This window comes from Dolichospermum sp. UHCC 0260, assembly GCF_009711985.1.
GTDB classification, from domain to species: domain Bacteria; phylum Cyanobacteriota; class Cyanobacteriia; order Cyanobacteriales; family Nostocaceae; genus Dolichospermum; species Dolichospermum lemmermannii.
On record NZ_VIKZ01000036.1, the window covers coordinates 23063 to 45946 of the forward strand.

27 protein-coding genes and 1 pseudogene are annotated in these 22884 nt (G+C 36.7%); 16 read left to right on the plus strand and 12 right to left on the minus strand.

Features of this window, described 5'->3' with window-relative positions:
- The 3 genes and pseudogenes from FJR08_RS14755 to FJR08_RS14765 form a co-directional block, all read left to right on the plus strand.
- Positions 1-1919 (plus strand): annotated as a pseudogene (locus tag FJR08_RS14755) (AAA family ATPase); the annotation flags it as partial.
- A gap of 644 nt (positions 1920-2563) precedes the next feature.
- A complete protein-coding gene (locus FJR08_RS14760) occupies positions 2564-3028 on the plus strand; it encodes a hypothetical protein (protein WP_168633666.1) in 465 nt (154 codons plus the stop codon).
- A gap of 47 nt (positions 3029-3075) precedes the next feature.
- Positions 3076-4956, plus strand: coding sequence for an ABC transporter ATP-binding protein (locus FJR08_RS14765; protein WP_168633667.1), 1881 nt, complete (start codon positions 3076-3078; stop codon positions 4954-4956).
- A gap of 85 nt (positions 4957-5041) precedes the next feature.
- Here FJR08_RS14765 and rnhA read toward each other — a convergent pair whose 3' ends face one another.
- Together rnhA and FJR08_RS14775 are read right to left on the minus strand one after the other, a co-directional pair.
- Positions 5042-5950, minus strand: a complete 909-nt coding sequence (gene rnhA, locus FJR08_RS14770; RefSeq protein ID WP_168633668.1) for a ribonuclease HI — start codon at positions 5948-5950, stop codon at positions 5042-5044.
- A gap of 138 nt (positions 5951-6088) precedes the next feature.
- Positions 6089-6499 carry a GNAT family N-acetyltransferase gene (locus FJR08_RS14775; RefSeq protein WP_168633669.1) on the minus strand — a complete coding sequence of 137 codons (411 nt, stop codon included), beginning with the start codon at positions 6497-6499 and terminating at the stop codon, positions 6089-6091.
- Positions 6500-7200: 701 nt separating this feature from the next.
- Here FJR08_RS14775 and FJR08_RS14780 point away from each other — a divergent pair.
- Complete coding sequence (locus FJR08_RS14780; protein ID WP_168633670.1) at positions 7201-8052, plus strand: universal stress protein; 852 nt, start codon at positions 7201-7203, stop codon at positions 8050-8052.
- A 323-nt stretch (positions 8053-8375) separates the two neighbouring features.
- Here the strand turns inward: FJR08_RS14780 and psbM are convergent, their stop codons facing one another.
- From psbM to FJR08_RS14805, 5 genes are all read right to left on the minus strand, one after another.
- Positions 8376-8480 carry a photosystem II reaction center protein PsbM gene (gene psbM, locus FJR08_RS14785; protein ID WP_015079946.1) on the minus strand — a complete coding sequence of 35 codons (105 nt, stop codon included), beginning with the start codon at positions 8478-8480 and terminating at the stop codon, positions 8376-8378.
- 89 nt (positions 8481-8569) lie between these two features.
- Entirely contained in the window at positions 8570-8866 is a 297-nt protein-coding gene (locus FJR08_RS14790; RefSeq protein ID WP_168633671.1) for a 2Fe-2S iron-sulfur cluster-binding protein, read from the minus strand.
- 133 nt (positions 8867-8999) lie between these two features.
- Positions 9000-9137: a photosystem II reaction center protein K gene (locus FJR08_RS14795; RefSeq protein WP_006195022.1), complete on the minus strand. Its 138-nt coding sequence runs from the start codon at positions 9135-9137 to the stop codon at positions 9000-9002.
- A 204-nt stretch (positions 9138-9341) separates the two neighbouring features.
- Positions 9342-10478, minus strand: a complete 1137-nt coding sequence (gene tgt / locus FJR08_RS14800) for a tRNA guanosine(34) transglycosylase Tgt (protein WP_168633672.1) — start codon at positions 10476-10478, stop codon at positions 9342-9344.
- 341 nt (positions 10479-10819) lie between these two features.
- Positions 10820-11272 carry a hypothetical protein gene (locus tag FJR08_RS14805; RefSeq protein ID WP_168633673.1) on the minus strand — a complete coding sequence of 151 codons (453 nt, stop codon included), beginning with the start codon at positions 11270-11272 and terminating at the stop codon, positions 10820-10822.
- A 211-nt stretch (positions 11273-11483) separates the two neighbouring features.
- On the opposite strand from FJR08_RS14805, the gene cobS reads away from it, so the two are divergent.
- The 12 genes from cobS (at position 11484) to FJR08_RS14865 (ending at position 18826) form a co-directional block, all read left to right on the plus strand.
- Entirely contained in the window at positions 11484-12257 is a 774-nt protein-coding gene (gene cobS, locus FJR08_RS14810; RefSeq protein ID WP_168633674.1) for an adenosylcobinamide-GDP ribazoletransferase, read from the plus strand.
- A gap of 136 nt (positions 12258-12393) precedes the next feature.
- A complete protein-coding gene (locus FJR08_RS14815) occupies positions 12394-12687 on the plus strand; it encodes a hypothetical protein (protein WP_168633675.1) in 294 nt (97 codons plus the stop codon).
- Positions 12684-13034, plus strand: coding sequence for a helix-turn-helix domain-containing protein (locus FJR08_RS14820; RefSeq protein WP_168633676.1), 351 nt, complete (start codon positions 12684-12686; stop codon positions 13032-13034). Before FJR08_RS14815 ends, FJR08_RS14820 begins: the two co-directional genes overlap by 4 nt.
- Positions 13031-13945, plus strand: coding sequence for an ImmA/IrrE family metallo-endopeptidase (locus tag FJR08_RS14825; RefSeq protein WP_217357521.1), 915 nt, complete (start codon positions 13031-13033; stop codon positions 13943-13945). Before FJR08_RS14820 ends, FJR08_RS14825 begins: the two co-directional genes overlap by 4 nt.
- Positions 13938-14738, plus strand: a complete 801-nt coding sequence (locus tag FJR08_RS14830) for a thymidylate synthase (RefSeq protein WP_168633677.1) — start codon at positions 13938-13940, stop codon at positions 14736-14738. The genes FJR08_RS14825 and FJR08_RS14830 overlap by 8 nt, the downstream gene beginning before the upstream one ends.
- A gap of 101 nt (positions 14739-14839) precedes the next feature.
- Positions 14840-15964, plus strand: a complete 1125-nt coding sequence (locus FJR08_RS14835; RefSeq protein WP_168633678.1) for a nucleotide kinase domain-containing protein — start codon at positions 14840-14842, stop codon at positions 15962-15964.
- A 33-nt stretch (positions 15965-15997) separates the two neighbouring features.
- Positions 15998-16891 carry a nucleoside triphosphate pyrophosphohydrolase family protein gene (locus FJR08_RS14840; RefSeq protein ID WP_254435764.1) on the plus strand — a complete coding sequence of 298 codons (894 nt, stop codon included), beginning with the start codon at positions 15998-16000 and terminating at the stop codon, positions 16889-16891.
- A 364-nt stretch (positions 16892-17255) separates the two neighbouring features.
- Entirely contained in the window at positions 17256-17477 is a 222-nt protein-coding gene (locus FJR08_RS14845) for a hypothetical protein (protein ID WP_027403257.1), read from the plus strand.
- Positions 17478-17494: 17 nt separating this feature from the next.
- Positions 17495-17860, plus strand: a complete 366-nt coding sequence (locus FJR08_RS14850) for a hypothetical protein (protein ID WP_217357522.1) — start codon at positions 17495-17497, stop codon at positions 17858-17860.
- A complete protein-coding gene (locus FJR08_RS14855; protein WP_168633679.1) occupies positions 17850-18188 on the plus strand; it encodes a type II toxin-antitoxin system PemK/MazF family toxin in 339 nt (112 codons plus the stop codon). Before FJR08_RS14850 ends, FJR08_RS14855 begins: the two co-directional genes overlap by 11 nt.
- Positions 18189-18239: 51 nt before the next feature.
- On the plus strand, positions 18240-18497 hold the full coding sequence (locus tag FJR08_RS14860) for a hypothetical protein (RefSeq protein WP_168633680.1): 258 nt from the start codon (positions 18240-18242) through the stop codon (positions 18495-18497).
- On the plus strand, positions 18494-18826 hold the full coding sequence (locus FJR08_RS14865; protein WP_168633681.1) for a type II toxin-antitoxin system PemK/MazF family toxin: 333 nt from the start codon (positions 18494-18496) through the stop codon (positions 18824-18826). The genes FJR08_RS14860 and FJR08_RS14865 overlap by 4 nt, the downstream gene beginning before the upstream one ends.
- 417 nt (positions 18827-19243) lie before the next feature.
- On the opposite strand, the gene FJR08_RS14870 is transcribed toward FJR08_RS14865, so the two are convergent.
- Genes FJR08_RS14870 through FJR08_RS14890 form a run of 5 tightly spaced genes read right to left on the minus strand, consistent with a single transcriptional unit; the run spans position 19244 to position 22695 of the window.
- Positions 19244-19699 (minus strand): PPC domain-containing protein, encoded by a 456-nt coding sequence (locus FJR08_RS14870; RefSeq protein ID WP_168633682.1) that lies wholly within the window; start codon positions 19697-19699, stop codon positions 19244-19246.
- A 50-nt stretch (positions 19700-19749) separates the two neighbouring features.
- Positions 19750-20415 carry a ComF family protein gene (locus FJR08_RS14875; RefSeq protein WP_168633683.1) on the minus strand — a complete coding sequence of 222 codons (666 nt, stop codon included), beginning with the start codon at positions 20413-20415 and terminating at the stop codon, positions 19750-19752.
- On the minus strand, positions 20412-20888 hold the full coding sequence (locus FJR08_RS14880; RefSeq protein WP_168633684.1) for a GNAT family N-acetyltransferase: 477 nt from the start codon (positions 20886-20888) through the stop codon (positions 20412-20414). The genes FJR08_RS14875 and FJR08_RS14880 overlap by 4 nt, the downstream gene beginning before the upstream one ends.
- A 29-nt stretch (positions 20889-20917) precedes the next feature.
- A complete protein-coding gene (locus FJR08_RS14885) occupies positions 20918-21421 on the minus strand; it encodes a hypothetical protein (protein ID WP_168633685.1) in 504 nt (167 codons plus the stop codon).
- Positions 21418-22695, minus strand: coding sequence for an AAA family ATPase (locus FJR08_RS14890; protein WP_168633686.1), 1278 nt, complete (start codon positions 22693-22695; stop codon positions 21418-21420). The genes FJR08_RS14885 and FJR08_RS14890 overlap by 4 nt, the downstream gene beginning before the upstream one ends.
- Positions 22696-22884: the final 189 nt, after the last annotated feature.

Sequence of the window (22884 nt, forward strand, 5' to 3'; positions counted from 1 at the left end):
TAAATCAAACCATTAAAAAAGAAAATATTTCTCCAGAAATTGAAGTATCTGGACGGAAAATAGATGTAGATGAATTACTAGCAAGAATTGGTAGAACTGATAAAAAAATTATTGTCATTCATGGACAGTCAGGAGTTGGAAAAAGTTCTCTAGTTAATGCTGGGTTAATTCCTGCATTGGAAAATAAAGCCATAGGTTTTCAAGATAATTTACCTGTGACGATTAGAGTTTATAATAGTTGGTTTACAGAATTAGCAAAAGAACTATTAGATGTATTACCAGAAAACTTAAAATCAGAAGATTTAAAATTAGATACTCAGGAAAAATTTGTTTTAAAATTGGTAGAAATTGAAAAATACCGAAGAACAGTATTAATTTTTGACCAATTTGAAGAATTTTTCTTTGTGTGTCCTGACGATAAAGCCAGAACAGAGTTTTTTCAGTTTTTAGGGAAATGTCTAAATCATAAAAATATTGGATCTTTGCGAGTAATTTTATCTTTGCGGGTAGATTATTTGCATCTTTTATTAGAATGTGATGAAATCAGCGACATGAATATTATTGGTGATGGTATTCTGAGTAAAAATGTGCTGTATAAATTGGGAAACTTAACACCAGAAAATGCTAAAACTACGATTGAAAGTTTAACTAAAAAAACAACTTTTCAGTTAGAACCGGATTTAATTAACCGACTGGTAGAAGATTTAGCGGGAGAATTAGGTTCAGTCCGTCCCATTGAATTACAAATTGTGGGAGCGCAATTAGAAACAGAAAATATCACCACATTAGCAGCATATCAGCAAATTGGTAATAAGCAACAATTAGTTAAACGTTATTTAGGGGAAATAGTTAATGATTGCGGTAAGAAAAATCAAGAACTTGCTGAATTATTACTTTATTTTCTCACAGACGAACAAGGAACAAGACCGTTAAAAACTAAGGCAGAATTAGAAGAAAATTTACAATCATTATTAGAACGAGATAAAAATGAAACTGAGAATAACTTAGATTTAGTATTAGAAATATTTGTCAAATCTGGTTTAGTGGTGTTGTTACCAGAAACCACCGCAGACCGTTATCAATTAGTTCATGATTATTTAGCAGCTTTTATTCGTCAGCAACAAGAACCACTCAGCCAACAACTAGAACGAGAAAAACAACAAAGAAAAATCGGTGAAGCTAAACTCAATCGCTTTCTCAAAATTGCCCTGGCAGGTTCAGTAGCCGCAGGAATAGCATTAACCTTGCTAACAGTAACAGCTTGGGATGCTGCAAAGAGGGCAGAAACTCAGAAACAACAAGCTGATATTAATGCAATTCAAGCCTTAACTAAATCTAGTGAAGCCCAGTTTGCCTTAAAAGACACCGGAAACGCCTTAATAGAAGGCTTGAAGGCTGGTGGAAAACTAAAACTGGCATCTTGGGCAAAATCTGATACTCAAGTACCAACGATAGCAGCATTAAGGCAAGCAGTATATTTGCAACGTGATGAAAAGCCGGAAAATAGAGCCTTAGCAGTCAATACCCTGAAAGGTCATGAGAGTGAGGTCTATAGTGTGGGATTTAGCCCCGACGGACAACAATTGGCTTCTGGGAGTCATGACAAGACGATTATTTTATGGGATTTGGATTTAGATAATTTAGTCACCAGTGGTTGCAATTTGCTGAATAATTATTTGATTGGTAATCCTCAAGTGTTGGCAGAATTAAAAGATTGCCAAACTCCATCTCGGTTATTATTAGCAGCAACGGTGTTAGTGATCCAAGGTGAGAACTTGGCAGCAAATGATGATCTGAATGGGGCTTTAGCTAACTTCCGCACCGCCCAAGCATGGGATAAAAATTTACAATTTGACCCCCAAGCAAAAGCACAGGAGTTTGCTAACAAAGGCAAAGCTAAACGCAAGTTAGCGGAGTGAGAAAGTGTTGTCCAAAAAGGGCAAATTAGGGATTTGAAGGCGGGGAAAAATCCCTTTACTGATGCGGTGTTGAAGGAATTAACCCCACCCCATTGGTGTCAACTTAGGCTACAGATGGCTTATTTGTTGGCTTCCACACCCACCCAGAAATGAATTTCCGGGCTAATAGCGAAAGTAAACTAAAGTTTACTCAAAAATTTCCGGGTTATTTAGTCATCTTCAGATGACTTCTGCTATTAGACTGGGAATTCATTCCCAGGTGGGCTATGGGTTTTAGGTTAAGTTGACACCAATGAAGCTCTTGCTTTACCCCTACGTTTAGAATCAAACAATCCAGCCGTTTCGAGTATAACTTGTGTGTACACGATAGCCTCACAAAGGGGAGGGGACTGGATTTTCTGGTTTCCCCCCAAAGTATCGAGGGATTAAAGGGGGTAATTATCGGATATCAACAATAATTAGCATATAGTAATCCTATTTGATTTGTGAACATTCCCAGAGTCAGATCCCCGACTTCTTAGAGAAGTCGGGGATCTTGTTTTTCATAACTAATTTAGGATCGCTATATAGTCCAGGTGATTAAAAATTGCCTAATACAGTGTATATTAATAATTGACAAAATAATTAAAGGAGAAATTTACCCCATGAACAAATTATTAGATGAAACCCTATCTCATGAAATTGCCAAAGCCATCAAAAGTAAAGCTAAAAAACCTTTTGATAATGCTTATAAAGCAGTTTTAATCACCCAAGGGGCAAAGTATATTCAAGGCTTTTTAGTATTTGCTGGTCAGCCCTATAAACCAGTTGAACATGGTTGGATTGAAGTTAATGATGTAATTATAGATCCGACACTTCCTTATTTACAAAAAAATCCCCAAGAACTTTATTATTTTCCGGCTCAAGCTCTAAGTACCAAAAAACTCAAAGCCATTGTGGAAGAATCCAAAGAAGATTATCCAGAGGATGATCCTTTACCTATTTATGGTGAAGCCCCCTATGATTATTATGGTGATGTTATGTTGGGGGGGCTAGAATATTTGACAGCTTATCAAGCCGCACAGGCCAAATGTCAAGAAATCAATGGCTTAAATTTTGAAAAAAATTAGTCTCCCAGGACAGAATTTTACATTATTTTCCTCCTAAATTGTTATTTATGGGCATCTCTCCATCTCCAACTAAATCCAATCCCGAATACCGTCGTCGAGAAAATGACTGGCGGTTATTTTTACGCTTAGTCCCCTATGGTCGTCGTCATGGCAAACTATTAGCAGTATCCATGTTAATGCTTGTTCCGATTGCTGTTGCTAGTGCTATCAAACCCCTATTAGTGGGACAGGCAATTTCGTTAATTCGCAAAGAACCAAGTACATATCAATTTCTGCAAAATATCCCTCTGTGGCAAGGTTTAAATATCCTGATTGGAATGTTGCTAATAGCAACTATTATCCGCTTAGTATTAATAAGTGTCCAAGGTTATTTAGTGCAAAAATTAGGGCAAAAAATCACAGCAGATATTCGTGAAGATTTATTTACTCATGTAACATCTTTAGCTGTGCGGTTTTTTGATCAGACACCTGTAGGTAAATTGATTACTAGACTAACGAGTGATGTCGAAAGTTTAGGAGATGTTTTTTCCACTGGGGCTGTAGGCATTGTTTCTGATTTACTATCTATGGTAGTAATTGTAGGATTGATGTTTTCTATTCAATGGCAACTTGCTTCTTTGTTGATATTCATCCTGTTTCCAATAACTTGGTTGATAATTTATTTTCAACAGCGGTATCGAAGGGCTAATTATAAAACCAGGGAAGAACTTTCTGTACTCAATTCTCAACTTCAAGAAAATATTGTCGGGATTAATATAGTTCAATTATTTCGCCGCGAAAAATTTAATGTTGAGTTATTTCGAGCTGCTAACCAACGTTATATTAAGGAAGTAGATATTAGCATTTGGTATGATTCCGCAGTTTCTGCAACCTTAGAATGGGTTGGTTTAATTGCTATTGCTGGAGTATTATGGTTAGGTGGTTGGTTATTGTTAAATCAACAAATCTCCTTTGGGATTTTATCAGCATTTATTTTATATGCCCAACAATTTTTTGAACCATTACGGAATTTTGCGGAAAAGTTTACGGTGATTCAATCTGGGTTTACGGCTATTGAAAGAGTAGTGGATATTTTAGATGAACCTATCGAAATTAAAGATTACTCTCAGCCTCAAAGTGCAAATGTAGATTTTGAATTTGGCTATATTAATGAGATAGTTTCTAAGTTAGAATCTCAAGATTTTACACCCGTTCCGGCTTTGGGAGCAATTAAGTTTGAAAATGTTTCCTTTGCTTATAAAGATGATGATTATGTGATTAAGAATTTAGACTTTACCATTCACCCAGGGGAAAAGGTGGCTTTAGTTGGTCCCACAGGTGCGGGTAAAAGTTCAATTATTCGGCTGTTATGTCGTCTTTATGAACCAACCCAAGGACGCATTCTGATTGACGGTGTGGATATCCGCGAGATTCCTCAAGTGGAACTACGACGTTATATGACGGTGATTTTGCAAGAGGCTTTTTTGTTTGCTGGTGATGTTAAAAGTAATATTACTTTAGGTGATAATTACAGTTTTGCAGAAATTCAACAAGCAGCAGAAAAGACGAATGTAGCGACGTTTATTAACCAATTACCCCAAGGTTATGATACTCAATTACGAGAACGGGCGACAAATCTTTCTAGTGGACAAAAACAACTTTTAGCCTTTGCGCGGGCGGCTATTCGTAATCCCCAAATTTTGGTATTAGATGAAGCCACAGCTAGTTTAGATGTGGGGACGGAGGCTTTAGTTCAATCAGCTTTAAATCAGTTGTTAATCCAACGGACTTCAATTATTATTGCTCACCGTCTCTCAACAATTCGCAATGTAGACCGGATTTTTGTGTTGAAACGGGGGGAATTAATTGAACAGGGAAGTCATGAAGAATTGCTACAACAACAAGGATTTTATGCCACTTTGCACAATTTACAAATGTTAGGAGCTTAATCAAAGGTCTTGAAATGCAATCAAGGGCGCATAGCCTGCGCCCCTACGGGTTTTAAGATTTAAGGAAAATCAAAAATTATATTTTTCAATCTATTTCTGTGGCTATTTTGTCCCCACGTTCGAGTTCCCAAAGAATTTGATTTCCTTCCCGTCTTACCCGTGAAACTATCCAATTTCGCCACCGCCATTCATCACCTCGGCTGGTAACGGCGCTAGAGTGAACACCCATTAAGTCTGCTAATTCTGAACTGGTAATTAGGTAGCCTTTTTCGGCAATTTCGTCTGCAATCCGTAAGGTTTCCACCAAGTTGCGAAGTTGTAAAACCCTGATTTCCGTGGGTTGTTCGTTGGTTGTAGTCGCAGTTGGTGTTGTAGATTGTTCCATAGTGCTTGTATCTGATGCAGACGGACTGCTTTCTAGTGTGTTTTTATTAGTTATTGTAGAGTTTATTGGATCATTAGATACTTTTGCTGGGCTTATTTCCCCAATTTTAGGTAAATTTTCGTGAAGAAGTCCAGGTAATAATTGTTTGAGGTGAGGGATTTTATGGTTAGCGAAGGAACGCGCAATGACATCACAGCGTTCATTGCCAATATTACCAGAATGTCCGCGAACGTGTTCCCATTGTACCAGTCGGCTATTGAGTTGATCCAGGATTTCTAGGAGGTCTTGGTTTTGAACGGGATTCCCATCTGCTTTTTTCCAGCCGTTCTTTTTCCAGCCTTTTACCCATTTTGTCACACAATCAATGACATATTTACTATCTGTGTACAGGGTAATAGGTTCAGTTTGTCGAGATGATTTGAAAAATTCCAAGGCAGCGATCGCAGCTTGCATTTCCATTTTATTATTAGTGGTGTGCTGGGATGAATCACCCATTTCGTGAACTGAACCATCATGAAAATAGACAACTGTACCCCAACCACCAGGGCCAGGATTACCTGTGCAAGCGCCATCTGTATATATACTTTGAATTAGACTTTGGGTAGACATGATCAAATTAGAGAATTCTCAAGGATTGATACAGCACTTCCCGGTGTTATGAGGTACATATCTAGCGGGCAAGATGCCCGCACTACAAGAGTTTCATGATTCAACTTTGTACCTCATAAGAGCGGAAACCGCTGTATATTATTGATAACGATACATTAATTCCAAGTTCACAACTTTATTAGTGAAACCCCACTGTTGATAAAATGGTATCATCTCTGGTAAACAGAACAAAGCCATATTTTCAACTTCTTTTAATTGGGGATGATTAACGACTTCATCTAATAACTTAGCACCAAATCCCATTTTTCTGTAACTAGGTTTAACAATGACATCATAAAGAACTCCGCGATAAACAAAATCAGTTAAAACACGACAAAAAGCAATTAGTTCTTTTTCCTCATTTACTAAAGCGATGATAATATCAGATGCAGCTAACATTTTGACAACACCTGGATATATTCGGTTGTGACTCCAGAACTCATTTTTGTATAATTCCACAAGTTCGGAAATTTGGGTTTCATCTAATTGATTAACAACTTGGTAATTCATTTTTTTGATTTTATCAATCCTGTAAATCTCAAGCAGAAATTAAATTTATCTTTTTACGAAAAGCTGAAAATTGACGGCTGAATGCTGACAATATAAACGGTATTTGGGTCTTAGGGACTTGTTATGCTAAATTATTTTTTTTAAATCCCAAGATCCTTGTTATATAAGGATTTTACATTAATTCATTGGTTATTTTGACAAATTTGGTATCAAAAACAATAAAATCCTTTATTTATATGGGTTGTGGGGTAAATAAACTCATATTTGGCATAACAGGTACGGAAGAACCCGGTATTTTTGCTCTCATTTTTTCAGCATAAGCTTGATATTCTGCTATTTGTTGTTTAATTTCCGAAAAATGATCATGGTAATAATTAACTTAAATTAAAAAAAATTAACATAGATGACAAATCATAACTAACATCATCTTTTATTAATTTCATTAGACACAATTAGTTGTATGATATGAATGATAGGCAACCTGGTTGTCACTTCACGTAGTTAGGCGTAAATAAACTTAATATTAATCACTCTTCTGCTTGTTGGTATTAGTTTTACTGCTAATCAGTTAATTTATGCCTAAATACTTAACTTGGTTATTTAGCACATCAGAAAAAAACATTCTGATAGCTTGCCTGACGCAGCCATAGCTCAATACTAGCAGCAAAAACCACAAAAACCTTCACGACAAAGACGGAAAAATGATCCAAAAAATTTTGTTAGCTGTCTCCGGTTTGGGACACGCGGAAGAAATGCTCAAGAACTTGAAAGAACTACCTTCATTTCGAGGAGCAAGAGTCACAGTTCTCCACGTTGTCACCCCACAAAGCACTGCGGCTGTAATGACCGACAAATGGGAAGAAGGGGGCAAAATTCTCGCTAAGGCTATTCAGTATTTAAACTTAGATCCCAGCCAAGTTTCTTCTATTTTACGTCAAGGTGATCCCAAGGATGTAGTTTGTCAAGTCGCTGACGAAATGGAAGCTGACTTGATTATTATGGGTTCACGGGGAATGAAGCGGCTACAATCTATTTTCTCCAATTCCGTCAGTCAGTACGTTTTCCAACTGTCTTCCCGTCCCATGTTGCTAGTGAAAGATGACATTTATGTCAAAAACATTAAGCGCATTATGGTGGCCATGGATAATTCTGAATCTGCCAAAAACTCTTTAAATTTGGCTTTGTTCTTACTTAGGGGTGTTGCGGGTGGACAATTGGTTTTAGCTAATGTTAATGCAGATTTAGGTGGTAAATTATCAGGTATTACTGATCTTAAACCAGAGAGAAATTCTGTGTTAGGAATGGCTGTGGCAGAGGCAGAAAAGCAATCTGTAGCAGTGCGTTGTATTACTAGCAGTGGTAAACCTGGGGAAGAAATTTGTCGTTTAACTAATGAGTTGAATATAGACTTATTATTGATTGGTTCCCCGGACCGTCGCCCATCTATTGCTAAGAGTTTTGTTGATATAGATCGGCTCATTGGCTCGTCTTTATCTGACTATGTTCGTGTTAATGCTACCTGTCCAGTTCTCTTGGCACGTACTATTGGATAATGTCTTCATAATAGCAATACCTTGTCCATTTTTTGTAGGTCGGGTTAAGCGACAGCGCAACCCGACGCTTATGTTGGGTTATGGCTATGGCTCCTACGTCGCCACGCAAGCTATCGCCACACTTCGTGAACGTACCTCAACCCAACCTACAAGTCAAGACTTTTTTTGATTTGGACAAGGTATTGTAATAGCGATGACTAAATAAAAACCCCTACACTATATTAGTTTAGGGGGGTTTTTATTTTATAGCCCAAGTATTAACTATCTTTTCCACCGATTTTAAAATGCTCACAAAAGCTAATAGCTGTTCGCAAGGCTGTTAATTAACCTTCAGTCTTGGAGGTTTGGATGTAAAGCATGATTAAAAACACGGCGGGTACTAATACGAACAAAATGCTCGCTACGAAACCCAAATCATTAACTTGCATAGCAAGATAGCCTTTTGTGTAATTTCGAGTCAACTATTCTAGAATAGCATCATCCATGACAGAGTGAAGCCAAATTTTTTTATCAGCCTTTAAGGTTTGGTAATGACGGTAACTGGTCCATTAACTAGAGTTTGACAAGCGAGACGGTAGTTATCAGGCTTGTTTTTGAATTTTTTGGTTTCTAAATCTGTACGCGGAGACAGGTTTTCTAATCCTTCAGTGATTTGGACAACGCAAGTAGTACATTGTCCAGCACCACCACAATTGGTCATTTTGCCGAAAAATTTATATATATCAATGCCATTTTCTACAGCTTTAAGTCGGAGATTAGCACCATCTGCGGCGACTATTTCTTGATTTTCTTTAACAAATCTGATATTTCCCATCGTAGCTTCCTGGTAATTTAGTATGTGACTGGATTAATTATATGGATTTATTGCAAAATATTAAGAACTATTAATTTTACCAAAAAATAGGACAGGTGGATGTTACCTGCCCAAAAAATTGGCAATGGGTAATTTATCTAAAACCCACTGCTGCTTGCCAAACAAATGCAAGTAACAAGAAGAAGACGGGAATAACAGGTAAAACATCTACCAAGGGGTCGAAGATTTGGTAAGCTTCAGGCAATTTTGCGAGTAATAGTGCTGCTTCCATGTTTGTTTAAATCCACCTAATAATCAAATACAGATTTTATATCAATACCTTGTCCAAATTAGAGAAAGCCTTGATTTGTAGGTTGGGTTGAAGGATGAAACCCAACATGAGCGTTGGGTTGCGCTGTCGCTTAACCCAACAAAGCAGAAAATGGACAAGGTATTATTATATGCGAGATATATTTTATCATGATTAGCTCAATGATCAGTCCTCAGTTTTTTCTAAATCAATTGCTGATGGTTCTAACCAATGACCAAAATCTGTGACAAAACGATCGCTCAAAATTGATGCGCGAATCTTTTGAGTAAAGCGAATTAATTCGGTGATGTTATGAATAGTCAACAAAGTATATGCTAATATTTCCTGCGATCGCACTAAATGAGATAAATAAGCCCGACTGAAATTTTCACAGGTATAACAAGGACAAGTTGCATCCAATGGTGTAAAATCTTCACGAAACTTAGCATTTTTGATATTCCAGCGTTCACCAGCAACAATAGCTGTTCCATGTCTAGCCCAGCGGGTGGGAATAACGCAATCAAATAAATCTACCCCAGAAGCGATCGCTATGGCCATTTCTCGATAAGTTCCCACACCCATCAAATAACGGGGTTTATTCACCGGTAACAACGGCGCTGTAGTTTGGACAATTTGCGCCATTAAATCCGTTGGTTCACCCACGCTGACCCCACCAATGGCATATCCCGGCATATCCAACTGCGCCAATTCTTGAGCAGCACGGGCGCGTAAGTCTAAATATACTCCCCCCTGGACAATGGGAAACAATGCCTGATCCTGGCGTTGATGGGCGGATATAGAGCGTTTTAACCAGCGATAGGTTCGGTCAGTGGCGGCTTCAACTTCCTGACGAGTGGCAGGATAGGGAGGACATTCATCAAAAGCCATGATCACATCCGCCCCTAAAATATTCTGAATTTCAATAGAGCGTTCTGGCGTTAATTTAATGATTTGCCCATCATGAGGAGAACGGAAAGTTACACCTTCTTCAGTAATTTTTCGCATTTCGCTCAGACTGAAAACCTGAAATCCACCAGAATCGGTGAGCATTGGTCCAGACCAACCCATGAACTTATGTAGTCCACCACCACCAGCAACAATGGCTTCTCCCGGTTGGAGATGTAAATGATAGGTATTAGCTAAAACCATCTGCGCTCCTGTTGCTCCCAGTTGGGCAGGGGTGATAGTTTTGACATTAGCTAATGTTCCCACAGGCATAAACCTGGGTGTTTCTACAATTCCGTGGGGAGTAGAAAATATTCCGGCTCTAGCTTTGGTCTGGCTACAGGTAGCGAGACTTTCAAAGGAAAAATTGGCGCTCAAGGCAAAAATACTAATTAGCTAAATTTATCCATCAACTTAACATTTTTGGTGTTACTTAGGGCGTTCGTGGGGGTTTTTGTCTTGTGAGGGTCATACCCCGCAATCCACTATGACCCCAAAGAGGATATGATTTCTTTAGTTAAGGTTTTGTGATACCGCCTTTCTTCTCAGGAATTACGCAAAATATCCCTCAAACCCTCATTTCTCTGTGTTCTCTGTGCCTCTGTGGTTCGTTATTCCATGAATTATGCGTAAGTCCTACTTCTACCTCATTCTTTCTCCTGACGGTCACTGAGCGAAGTCGATAGCGTAGCGTGGCGTTAGCCATAGTGCTGACTCCTTTAAAAAGAATCACAGCAGTCGTCATCAATTTCCGCATCCCATCTAGCTGCTAAGACTTGATCCATCATCGCTTCTATAACCGTAACGTTAAATTGGCGATCGCGTCTTGCTTGTAAAGGAGTAGAAAGAGGAATCAACCGTAAACACATTTCCTCTTGAACTAAGTCGAAGTAGGTTTCTTGTTGTGGAGATAGTTTTAACTCCAGATAATCAAAACTATCCACATTCACATATAGTGCATTATTGGTGACTAAGGTAGAGCGATGGGAATTAGCGAATACTTCCATTACATCCCCGTCACCCTCACTCAGTAGCTTATTTTCTTGGGTGTAGATGTAGTGGACTCTACCTAAATCATTCAGCAATCGGCGGATATCGAGTTTGTTGACAACTATGCCCATGTTGACTATACACGGAGCTGGCGTTTTGGTGTGGGGTAGATGATGACTCATAGAGAAATAGCGGTTTATGAAAGGTGAGTGACAACGCAGCCAGACTATCAATGAGATGGATTGTTAATTTCCCATAGTTCCAAAATATCAAGTTTAGGAGGCGATCGTCTCATCTTTTGAGGTAGATTGTCAGTCTGGGAGTGATTTATGATGAGAACATTTATATTCATGAATACTGGAAGTATTTGACTAATGGAACTCTATATAAAGTATGGCTAACGTTTTGCGCTGGTGGCAACAGCAATTGCTAAATTTAGTTGCGGCTGTGATTTTCTATACAGCTATTCCCTTACCCTATCTGCAAAATTTGGACTTCCAGAAGGTTGCTTGTTTTGCACCGGTGATTGGGTTAATGATTGGGGGGATTTTAGGTGGATTAGATACGGGAATGAATTATTTGGGTGTCCCCGTGCTAACTCGTAATGCTTTGGTAGTAGGTGCGTGGATAGCAATTACGGGAGGGTTACATTTAGATGGTGCGATGGATACGGCTGATGGTTTAGCGGTGGGTGATCGGAAACGCAGGTTAGAGGTAATGATGGATAGTGCTACAGGTGCTTTTGGGGCAATGTCCGCTATTGTGATTATTATTTTGAAAATAACAGCTTTAACAGAAATAGCTGAAAACCATTATTTTGTATTAATGGCTGCTTGTGGGTGGGGACGTTGGGGACAACAAATGGCTATTTGTCAATATCCTTATCTGAAACCGACTGGTAAGGGTGCATTTCATAAACAAGCTATTCGTTCTTATTTGGATTTGTTACCAAGTTTATTTTTATTGTTAGGTTTGAGTGCTGTTGTTTGGTTAATTAATCCGCAGAAGTTAGTTTTGGCTGTGGGGATGGTTTTATCTGGGAGTGTGATTTCTGTTATTACCGCAGCTTGGTTTAATTATCAGTTGGGTGGACATACAGGAGATACTTATGGCGCTGTGGTGGAGTGGACTGAAGCGTTGTTTTTGTGTGTAATTACCAGCTTTTGAAATATGAAGTAGTTTCTAAAAGCTTTACAGTAATGGATAAAATCTAAATACCTAAATATTTGTCTGAACTTCGATTGACATTTTGTATCACATTTGGTAAGATAATCTTACTAAACGTAATATAGTGTGCCGCACTATGACCCCAGAAAATGTAAAGGTCAAGCTGATAGAAGTGTTTCAAGAAATGCAGACTGATTGCGGATATCAAGATCAACTAATTACGGGAACAACCTGTCCTTTAGATGATTTAGGGTGGTTTGATAGTTATCTATCTCTTACTGCTATGGCTATGCTGTCTACTGAATTGAATGTAGACATCCCAAATGATATAAACATTTTTCTTTCAGAGGATGGCACGCGGCGACTCACTATCAACGAATCAGTTGATGTAGTTTGTGAAATCGTCAGTAAAGGGAATAAAAAAATATGACTGAACTAAAAGACAAAAAAGCAATTATCGCTTCTCGCATTCGGGAAGCTCGTAAAATGGCTGGTCTCTCTCAGGCACAGGTAGCTAAAATCCTTGAACTACATCGCCCCTCTGTTTCTGAAATAGAGGCCGGGAACAGAAATGCTTCTGCTGAAGAGATAGCAAAACTTGCAGAAATTTTTGATGTAAGTGTGGCATGGCTACTTGCTGAAGGTGTGGATAAAGTTGATATTCATGACAATAAACTTCAGCTCGCTGCCAGAGAACTCCAAAAGCTTAAACCAGAAGATTTAGAACGACTATTAATATTACTTGCTTCCATGCGAACAGGGAGAGATAATTTGTGATTAGTAATATTAGTTACTTTGATATTAAGTGTGGGGAAAAATCTGTGGTTAATCAAAAGCAAGAATTGGCTAAACAGGCCATGCGTAAATCAATAGAAATTCGGACACAAGCTGGTTTAGACCTCAAAAGTCCAATTTGTATCTATAACTTATGCGACAAACTTAACATTAAAGTTCGATTTGTTAACATCAGTATGGAAGGTATGTATCTAAAAGAAAATGAACCACAAATATTACTTTCCGCGTTACGTCCTCTTACTAGACGTAATTTTACCTGCGCTCATGAACTCGGACATCACGTTTTTGGACACAGTTCAACCATTGATGAACTGATAAAAGATTCTGAAAAATCTAAACCTTTCTATCCTGATGAGTTTTTGGTTGACTGCTTTGCAGGTTTCTTACTCATGCCAACTTTGGGCATAAGAAAAGCATTTACTTCTCGTGGTTGGGATATTTCTTCCGTAACACCACTTCAGATTTTCACAGTTGCCTGTAGTTTTGGGGTTGGGTACGAGACTTTGATCAATCACATGACTTATTCGTTAACAATTATTAATCGCACCCAAGCTGATTTACTTCTCAAATTTACACCTAAATCTATCCGCCAAGAAGTTATTGGTTTTTCATCAACAGAGCCATTAATTATTGGTGATAAAGATTGGTCAATGACTACACTTGATGCTGAGGTTGGAAGTTATCTGCTTCTACCTAGCACAGCAGAAGCAACAAATGGAACTATCAATTTTAAGGAAAATCGCCTACAAGGTCGTCTCTTTCGAGCTAACCGTCCTGGGATTGTGCGTGTCTACTGTCCTGATGCTGATTGGGCAGTTCTTGTACGTATTTCTCGTGATCAGTTTGTTGGATTAAGTCAATATCGCCACCTTGAGGAGCCAGAAGATGAGTAATAGTGTACCTATCATTATTAATGAAAGAAATCTCTCCTATGCTTGGTGTCGTGCATTTCTCCATATTATTGATAATCCTGGAAAGGAAATTTCTCCACTAATAATCAGCTTGACAGGCTTTAACCAAGGCATTCCTAATGAAGATTCATCTATTCGAGATGCACTTGATAACTGCCTTAAAGATAACAAAGAACAAAGCATCCACACAGTTGCAAATACAATTTTCCCTAGCTCTTTATGGAGAAAGTCTAAATACGACCGGGAAAAATTTTTTGACATCTATATTGATACATTGCCAAGAATTAAAGCTCTTGCTAAATCAAAAAACAGGCGTGGACTTTATTTTGAAAGATTAATTTCTTTTGGTTGTGGTCCCCACAATGGCAACCAACTTGAACACATCATTTTTGAGTACAAGTCAGATCCAACAATTAGAAGAAGTATGTTCCAGGCTTCTATTTTTGATCCAGGACGTGACCATGTTCCTAATAGTCGTCAATTAGGTTTTCCTTGCTTACAGCACATTAGCATTGTGCCAAATAACAAAGATAAAACTCTTGTTTTAAATTCTTTCTATGCTACTCAACAACTTTTCGATAAAGCCTACGGTAACTACTTAGGATTATGTAGATTAGGCAATTTCATGGCTCAGGAAATGGGTCTAATTTTTGACCGTATGAATTGCTTTATAGGTGTAGAAAAGTTAGATACAATTGGAAAAAGATCATCAACTTTAGTTCCAGTTATAGATGCTAGTCGAAATACAGCTAACAAGTGGCAAATAGAAGAATAGAGAAGATATATCTTTTTGTAAACAAGCTTAACAAAATCTTTTTACGGATGATATTCATTTACTAATTTAAGGAAACAGAGATATTTCTTGAGAGAAATAAAATGGTAACAAAACGTCAGAAACAGTCCATTGAAAATACAGAGCAGGGCAAACAATTAAGTCTTAATATTGGCGATAGTGGTCAAAAACCAATTTCATCACCGGTCATTATTTCACATATTTCACCCATCAAGCCTACAGTTGTATTCAATACTTATTGGCAGTTTGCTGCGGAACGACAAAAGATTTTTTTTAAAAAACTAGAAAATGCTCCAATGCCTTGGACTGATGATCCAATTCTTTCTACATACAAGTTTACAAACGCTTATCGTGCAAGTGATCGTACCAGCCAGTATTTAATACGCAATGTTATCTATCGTGATGATCTACCATCCTCAATTAATGAGGTGTTCTTTAGAATTATCCTCTTCAAAATTTTTAACAAAATTGAAACTTGGCAGCTTTTAGAAAATAATATTGGTCACATTACTTATACTGACTATTCATTTGAACGCTACGATAAAATTCTCACAGAAACCATGCAGTCGGGTCAGACCATCTATTCTGCGGCCTATATTATGCCATCAGGTGGTAAAACATTTGGATATACTACAAAACATCGTAATAATCTTAAGTTAATTGAGAAAATGATGGCGGATAATCTGCCACAGAAACTCGCAGATTCACGAAATATGCACCAAGGTTTCGATTTACTGCTTAGTTATCCAACTATTGGCGATTTTTTGGCATATCAGTTTATAACTGATGTCAACTATAGCGAGATTACTAACTATAGCGAGATGGCGTTTGTCGTTCCTGGACCTGGTGCGCTTGATGGTATCCGCAAATGTTTTCTTGATCTGGGAGGCCTAAACGAACCAGAAATTATTAAATTTATGGCAGAGCAACAAGAATCAGAGTTTGAGCGATTAGGACTCAATTATCAGTCACTTTGGGGGCGTAAACTGCAATTAATTGACTGCCAAAATCTATTTTGTGAGGTAGATAAATATTCTCGTATGAAGCATCCTGAGATATCAGGAATATCAGGAAGAACTCGTATAAAACAAAAGTATTCAGTTAACGTAGAACCAATTAATTATTGGTATCCACCTAAATGGAAAATTAACCAAGCTATTGAAGAATATACCAAAATTCAAGTTGCTGGACTATCTAAATCTAATTAAAATCTCAGGTTAAAATCTCAGGGTAAAGAGTGAATGATGGATTTTTCTGAATATCAACAAGAAGCACTGAAAACGGATCAAGTTCCTGATAAAAATGGAGATGGATTAATCATCCCCTTGCTTGGTTTAGTAGGCGAAGCTGGCTCACTCCTGACTGAATATAAAAAACATCTTCGAGATAAAGATGCTCATAAACTTTTCAAAGATTGTGTTGCAGAAGAATTAGGCGATTTACTTTGGTATATTGCTAATGTAGCAAGTAAGTTTGATCTAGATTTAACAGAAATTGCACAAAGTAATTTGAACAAATGTCGTGATCGTTGGGGAAGAAGAGATTTAGCACAAACAGATGGTAAACGTACAGAATATTTATTTGATCATGACTTTCCAGAATACGAGCGTTTTCCCCGAACATTTGAAATCAATCTTACTGAAGAAATCGAAGATAATTCAGTGAAGGTGAGAGCATTTATTAATGGTAAACAGATTGGCAATTACCTCACAGATAACTCATATTCCAGTGATGGCTACCGCTTTCATGATGTTTTTCATCTGTCGTATGTTGCCGTTTTAGGTTGGTCGCCAGTTATGCGGAGTAATCTAAAACTTAAACGAAAAAGCAATCCTCGCACTGACGAAGTTGAAGATGGCGGTCGGGCAGCAGCTATTGAAGAAGGCATATCAGCACTCGTATTCAGCTATGCTAAAGATCACGGTTTCTTGGAAGGAGTTTCAGAAATAGATGAACAACTGTTAAAGATTATCAAAAATATGACCTTGGATTTAGAAATTTCTAAGTGTTCACTTGGTGATTGGGAAAAAGCAATCTGTATGGGCTATGAAGTCTGGCGACAAATAGAGAAGAATCGCGGAGGTATAGTTGTTATTAATATGGATTCCAGTTTTATAGGGTATAAAGCAAAATAAATAACTCAATAACTACTTGATTGGTTGCAGTTTTGTCGTCTTGAGTTCAAACTTATCTGCCCAATTTCTTCAAAAGGGTGTAAGCTGTCACGCATCTAGTTTTTTAGCTTGAACTAGGCTCTAGAAGGGTTTTAGCCTCCAAATTATACAATTTAAATGCGCGACAGCTTACCAGTTCTAACTTTTAATACCTTCTTAGTAGATGTGCTAGAGAAAACAAATGACGAGCGCGAAGTGTGCCTTTGGCATCGCTGTTTTCTCAGTTCAGTGATGATGAGGGCGATCACAATAATGGTAATAACAAGGGATTTTCTGTGGCACAATTAATAGTAATGATGATCACCCAATTTATAGAGGTTAATCCATGCTAAAAACCGTTCAGGGAATTTATAAAGATGGAAAAATCCAACTTGCTGAAATACCAAAGGACATTCACGAAGGCACTGTATTAGTTACATTTCTAGAAAACAAAACTAGAACTTGGTCAAATCTAATTTTGCAACATCAAGGTTTTGCAGATAGTATTACCTTTGAGTCCTATCGAAACGAATTGCTGCCACCTGATGAAACCATATTTTCAGTTTAATATTTTTAATTGAATTTATGCAATATTTACTTGATACTTGTGTAGCTAAATATCGCCAAATTGTCCGCGAGTTACTAATTTCTCATGCGACAATAAACGAGCCAAATAATGTTAGAATAAAATCACCCCTCTTAGATTTAGCTATGCGTGCGATTGAAACCACTGGTATCCTAAATACCCAAGGGCAAATCAAACTTGATCATCCCATTCCCCAAGCAAAGGACAGGGTTGTGCGCGTCATTCTTTTAATGCCAGAAGATGAACTTAATGAACAAACTTGGTTAGATGCTGTTTCCAATAACCCTAGCTTTGCTTTTCTGCATGATCCAGAAGAAGATATTTATACCCTGAAAGATGGACAACCTATAGCCTATGAAGGGTAAAATCGTTTTAATTCAATTTCCCTTTGACGATTTATCTTCCAGTAAAGTCCGTCCTGCCTATTGTCTAACCAATACAATTGGAGCATATCAGCACATTATTTTTGCCCTCATCACCAGCCGTATTCCCGAAAATCCCCTTCATACAGATATTATTCTCAGACCAGAAAATCCAGATTTTATTATGAGTGGTCTTCGTAAATCATCAACCATCAGACTTGATCATTTGGTAACACTTCGATCCTCACTTATTCAGCGTGAGCTAGGCTTATTATCGTTAAAAACTCAAATCTTAATTGTGGATATTTTGTGTGATATTTTACATTCCTAAAAAGCGTTCTGAGATTAATCCATACTAAAAACTATTCAGAGTATTACAGAGATGAATAAACTCAGAAACAAGGTAGTACAACGTTTGGAAGTCATCCCTGATGATAAATTACCAGAAGTTCTTAGCTTTTTAAATTATCTAGTTTGGCAAAGCGAAAATCCTCAAACTCAAGAAGATATAGACTGGCTAGAAAGCGACTTATCAAGTTTAGAAAAATATGAACCCTATGAATGGCAAGAAGGAGAATTAGAAGCAGGAATACCCGTTAAATTTATCGCTGAAACAGGAAAAGTTAAAATAGGTATATGACAGAGCGTATTTTACAAGTTGGTGATGTTGTAACTGTCAAATTTCCTAGTCAGCTTCCCAGTGGGAGAGAACAAGAAGGTTTCAGACCGGCAATTATTGTCGGGTTGCCAAGTCGTTTAGGAAAACTGCGCTTTCCTCTTGTTTTCGTTGTACCAATGACAACAGATAGAGGGCAAGAATGGGCTGTGAACTCCCCTGATTTATATATGCAATTTTCGGCTGGTGTCGCTGGATTAAAATCACCGTCAATTGCTTTATTAGATCAAATGCGTGCAATTGATGTTTCTCGGATTGTGGCATATCGTGGTAGTCTGACATCAGACATATAAGTTTTTTCAATCTCTCTTTTTCAAAAAAATCACATCCTTGTGTTTATTGAGAATATTCTGAGTTAATTCTCAAGATTATTGAGAATGTAATCAATAAGCTAACGAGTTTACTAGGGTATTGACATCTTGAAATTTTGTGCTATTGTCAAGATATATAATTAGCGGATTTTTATATTCAAAATTGATGTTCCAAAATCCAGGGAATAAATTCCCTGTCTTATAGCTAAAGTCGGTTAAAACCGACTACTGAGAACATAAAATTTTATTTTCTTAGTTTTATTGAGTATAATTTGTGATAAATTAATCAAAAACTGCCTGCTTCTGCTTCATATATGATTACTTGAATTTTCATAATTTATTTCGTTTAACTCATCAATTCAATTATACCCAATTAAGGATGGATTGAACGCGCAAACCCTACTTCACAGGTTGCAGTTTTGTCACCTTGAGTTTAAACTTCCCTACCCCAGTTTCCCCAAAAGAATGAACGCGCACAATGTAAGTTCCTGTTTCTGTAATGCGGGTAAATAATAGAGAATTGCTTGTACCGTCGGGAGCATCATCATTTTCTCCTGCTGTTGAACCATTGGGTGCTAATAGTGTAATAATGCTGTCAAAGTTTTCCGATGACAAATCAATAGATAAATTATCACCCTGATTTAATTTTATTGCATAATCACGAGCAAATCCCCCTTGTCCTGTGGGAATATCTTTGTTTGATAAAGTATCAGAAATTTCTGTCAAATTAGTTAACGGAATAGGGCTATATAACTTATTTTGTGCTGAGGCTGTTTTGATCCAAATCCCCATTGTTAGCAATGTAATAGGAATAATTAAGATGTTTCTGAAACCCACTGCAAAAATCTTTCTCATAAATTGAAATACTGTTCCCAGAAATACAGGGTAACTAATCTAATATAGCTTTATTTTTCTTTATTTGTCGTGGCAACAGCAGCTACACCCCAGACTGTAATTTGATGTTGTTCAAGAGTCTGTACAGCAGCTATAACCGTAGCGCCAGTAGTATAAATATCATCCACTAATAAGATTGGTATATGGGGATGACGACGCAAATCTTTACCAATCACAAAAGCATTTACTAAATTTTCTTGTCTTTGGGCTGGGGATAAATTAAATAGGGCTTCAGTTTCCTTAATGCGTTCTAAACCATTGACTTTTAATTTGTATCCTGTCACATTACAAAAACCTTCAGCTATTAATGCAGCTTGATTAAAACCCCGTTGTTTTTGTTTTTTGGGGTGCATAGGGATAGGAACAACTAAAAGCTGTTGTTGTGGTTGCGGTGAATGTAATAACCATGATTCCCCTAACCATTCTCCTAACACATAACCAATTTGTGGCTGATTCTCATATTTTAATGCAGCGATCGCTCTTTTGACTGCACCACCATAATTTCCCCACACAAATATTGGTAATGGTTGTTTCCATAAATAAGCAGGATTTGGTTTGTGACAACTTTGAATTTGTTTGATGCAATATGGACAAAGTTCCCTGGGTGTAGGACGTTGACACAGGGGACAAGAGGATTTAAGAAAAAGACTCAGAAGGTTTTTGAATATCTTGATCATAGATATTTTACATAGACTAAATCACATCTGCTAGTTTCTACACCTGTTGTTGGTAGATAACCATTACTTTCATAAAGTTTAACAGCTTCAGCTAAAATACTGGCGGTTTCAATCCAAATTTGCTTAAATCCCCGCAAAGCAATTGCTGTTTCCAATTGTTGTAATAAATATTTTCCTAATCCTAAACCGCGTACTTTTGGTAAAAGATACATTTTTCTAATTTCTACAGCTTTTTCGCCGCGATTTATGGGATAATAGGCAGCAGTCCCGACAATCTGATTTTGATGTTCAATTACCCAAAATTCTCCACCAGTTGCTAAATAATATTCTTCAATATTTAATACATCCTTGTCTGCTTCTTCTGGTTGCCAAGGTAAACCATATTCTGATAATATAGAACTAATAACTGTGGCTGCAAAAATGCGGTCTTTTTCTTGCCAATTGCGAATGATAAAATCTTGGTATTGATACATAAATTTAGTCCATTAAATTAGAATACTATTTAGGAAATTTCTATGGTGTTTTGGATGATTAATCTAAAACCTGTTTCATCCTTAAATTTATCCATTCTTGTAATTTGTGAAGACTGAAAAGTAGGTTTTTTGTTATTAGCTATATATGCCTTTTTAGATTTATAAATTTCTAAATCATGATTTGCAATAAAAACATTAATTGTATTTTTTAATTGTTTCTCTCCCTTTACAACCCAATTATTTCTATAATTTTTCTCTTTTAATTCCACGAAAATAAGATGATTGTTGTAAGTCAGCATACCATCACAACGGTTATCCATTGTACCATCTGATCTGAGAATTTCAATACAATTATCAATAGCGGTAAATATCACCTCTATTTCTTGATTATTTTCAACAATAGCAATCCATTTACTACAATCAACAGTGTCAATATAAGCAGTATCTTTATCTTTGTTAGGATCATCACAAAGTCCAAATTTATACTGATTTGTCTGACTTTGACAATTAGCATCAAAAAAATTTATACTCATATTTGTTCCTCAATTTCTAGTAAATCATCAAAAAGGTTATTAGTCTCTGCTAAGAAAGTATTGAGATAATTTTCATCAGTAGGTAATCCTTCATAAGTAGAAAGTTTGATAATTTCTCCTGTCTCTGTTAATTCATATACAATTGAATCTTTATCAGATACACAAGATACTTGAGGAACAATATTTTCTAGTTGTTCTTTTAGTAAATTGCTGTTTGGTAAATCTAGAATTTTCTGTAAAACCTGATATCCCTTGATTGCTAATGTCAGATAATTAATAATATAAGGACTGTGGGTAGTGAGAATTAGTGTATTACCTTCTGTAAGGTTAGCAAATTCTAATAATTTATATAAAACGTCTTTTTGCGATTTTGGAAACAGGTTTTGTTCTATTTCTTCAACAATATTTAAAAAACATTCATTTTTATATTTAGAAGATAATACTTCCAAAGCAGCTTTTTTAACTTCCTCAGAAAGATTATCATTGGATAGGATTCTTTCGATTTCTATTTTTAATCTTTGTTGTTCTTCTCCACTCAATTCACTTTGGGAAGAATCTTTATTTTGACCAATAGACAACGCAATATTTCTAGAAACTAAAAACAAAGGAATAAAAGACTGAAACCCGCTTGAAGATTCGGAAATATTTAATTTATAATCCTGTCCTAGAATATTTAAACTACTATTAATTTTATCAAATTCCAACTTTACATCACCCACTGGTAAAGTCAGACTTTCTGATAATTCCTGTTGTGAACGCTCTAATTCCTCAAAAAAAGTAGATAATGATTGAGGCAACCCTTTTACTTTTTCAGCACCCTTGACAACACTAAAAAAGTTTCGTTCTGCCGGAATATACATGATTTTAGGTACAAAATATTCTTTGGGAATATTATTAATAATACACAGACTATTGAAAATGATTGCTTCAAAATTTCTGGAATCAATGTTTAATTTCCTATCTTGAAAAGAAAAATTAAAAGCATTTCCTAGATATTCAATTTCAGTTTCTGGCAAGAAATAGTTTTTTAAATTGTGATAGTTACAATATGTTTTAATAAACTTATTATAGTTTTTCACGTCTTTTATTTCTAAATTTCCACGATATAACTGTTTTTCCAACCAGCTAAATGTTGAAATTAACTTAGCAATACTACTTTTTCCCGTTCCTTGATTACCGATAAAAACAGTAATTTTGCGAATGTCTATAAATCCATTATTTTCTGCAAAACCCGACTTAATTGGTCCGAAATTTTTAACTTTTATTTGACTCATATATCATCTTTATTTGCTGTATTTACTTCGTTTTCCTTTTCTAGTAAAAACATTATAATTCAAAATCTGATTAACAATAATTTATTTTTCATAATAAAAACGCCCCCCTCGTGGAGAGCGTTTTTTATTTAACTAGACTCTAGTTATTAACCGTTGATAGCAGGAGCGCTTAAAGCAACAGGAGCAACG

Bases quoted from the DNA above. Each gene is read 5' to 3' on its own strand.
- FJR08_RS14780 (WP_168633670.1), top strand. From the start codon at position 7,201: ATGATCCAAAAAATTTTGTTAGCTGTCTCCGGTTTGGGACACGCGGAA.
- psbM (WP_015079946.1), bottom strand. From the start codon at position 8,480: ATGCAAGTTAATGATTTGGGTTTCGTAGCGAGCATTTTGTTCGTATTA.
- FJR08_RS14845 (WP_027403257.1), top strand. From the start codon at position 17,256: ATGCTAAAAACCGTTCAGGGAATTTATAAAGATGGAAAAATCCAACTT.
- FJR08_RS14765 (WP_168633667.1), top strand. From the start codon at position 3,076: ATGGGCATCTCTCCATCTCCAACTAAATCCAATCCCGAATACCGTCGT.
- FJR08_RS14875 (WP_168633683.1), bottom strand. From the start codon at position 20,415: ATGATCAAGATATTCAAAAACCTTCTGAGTCTTTTTCTTAAATCCTCT.
- FJR08_RS14880 (WP_168633684.1), bottom strand. From the start codon at position 20,888: ATGTATCAATACCAAGATTTTATCATTCGCAATTGGCAAGAAAAAGAC.
- FJR08_RS14820 (WP_168633676.1), top strand. From the start codon at position 12,684: ATGACTGAACTAAAAGACAAAAAAGCAATTATCGCTTCTCGCATTCGG.
- FJR08_RS14870 (WP_168633682.1), bottom strand. From the start codon at position 19,699: ATGAGAAAGATTTTTGCAGTGGGTTTCAGAAACATCTTAATTATTCCT.
- cobS (WP_168633674.1), top strand. From the start codon at position 11,484: ATGGCTAACGTTTTGCGCTGGTGGCAACAGCAATTGCTAAATTTAGTT.
- FJR08_RS14795 (WP_006195022.1), bottom strand. From the start codon at position 9,137: ATGGAAGCAGCACTATTACTCGCAAAATTGCCTGAAGCTTACCAAATC.
- FJR08_RS14840 (WP_254435764.1), top strand. From the start codon at position 15,998: ATGATGGATTTTTCTGAATATCAACAAGAAGCACTGAAAACGGATCAA.
- FJR08_RS14790 (WP_168633671.1), bottom strand. From the start codon at position 8,866: ATGGGAAATATCAGATTTGTTAAAGAAAATCAAGAAATAGTCGCCGCA.
- FJR08_RS14855 (WP_168633679.1), top strand. From the start codon at position 17,850: ATGAAGGGTAAAATCGTTTTAATTCAATTTCCCTTTGACGATTTATCT.
- FJR08_RS14815 (WP_168633675.1), top strand. From the start codon at position 12,394: ATGACCCCAGAAAATGTAAAGGTCAAGCTGATAGAAGTGTTTCAAGAA.
- FJR08_RS14890 (WP_168633686.1), bottom strand. From the start codon at position 22,695: ATGAGTCAAATAAAAGTTAAAAATTTCGGACCAATTAAGTCGGGTTTT.
- FJR08_RS14835 (WP_168633678.1), top strand. From the start codon at position 14,840: ATGGTAACAAAACGTCAGAAACAGTCCATTGAAAATACAGAGCAGGGC.
- FJR08_RS14865 (WP_168633681.1), top strand. From the start codon at position 18,494: ATGACAGAGCGTATTTTACAAGTTGGTGATGTTGTAACTGTCAAATTT.
- FJR08_RS14860 (WP_168633680.1), top strand. From the start codon at position 18,240: ATGAATAAACTCAGAAACAAGGTAGTACAACGTTTGGAAGTCATCCCT.
- FJR08_RS14760 (WP_168633666.1), top strand. From the start codon at position 2,564: ATGAACAAATTATTAGATGAAACCCTATCTCATGAAATTGCCAAAGCC.
- rnhA (WP_168633668.1), bottom strand. From the start codon at position 5,950: ATGTCTACCCAAAGTCTAATTCAAAGTATATATACAGATGGCGCTTGC.
- FJR08_RS14830 (WP_168633677.1), top strand. From the start codon at position 13,938: ATGAGTAATAGTGTACCTATCATTATTAATGAAAGAAATCTCTCCTAT.
- FJR08_RS14775 (WP_168633669.1), bottom strand. From the start codon at position 6,499: ATGAATTACCAAGTTGTTAATCAATTAGATGAAACCCAAATTTCCGAA.
- FJR08_RS14885 (WP_168633685.1), bottom strand. From the start codon at position 21,421: ATGAGTATAAATTTTTTTGATGCTAATTGTCAAAGTCAGACAAATCAG.
- FJR08_RS14805 (WP_168633673.1), bottom strand. From the start codon at position 11,272: ATGAGTCATCATCTACCCCACACCAAAACGCCAGCTCCGTGTATAGTC.
- FJR08_RS14850 (WP_217357522.1), top strand. From the start codon at position 17,495: ATGCAATATTTACTTGATACTTGTGTAGCTAAATATCGCCAAATTGTC.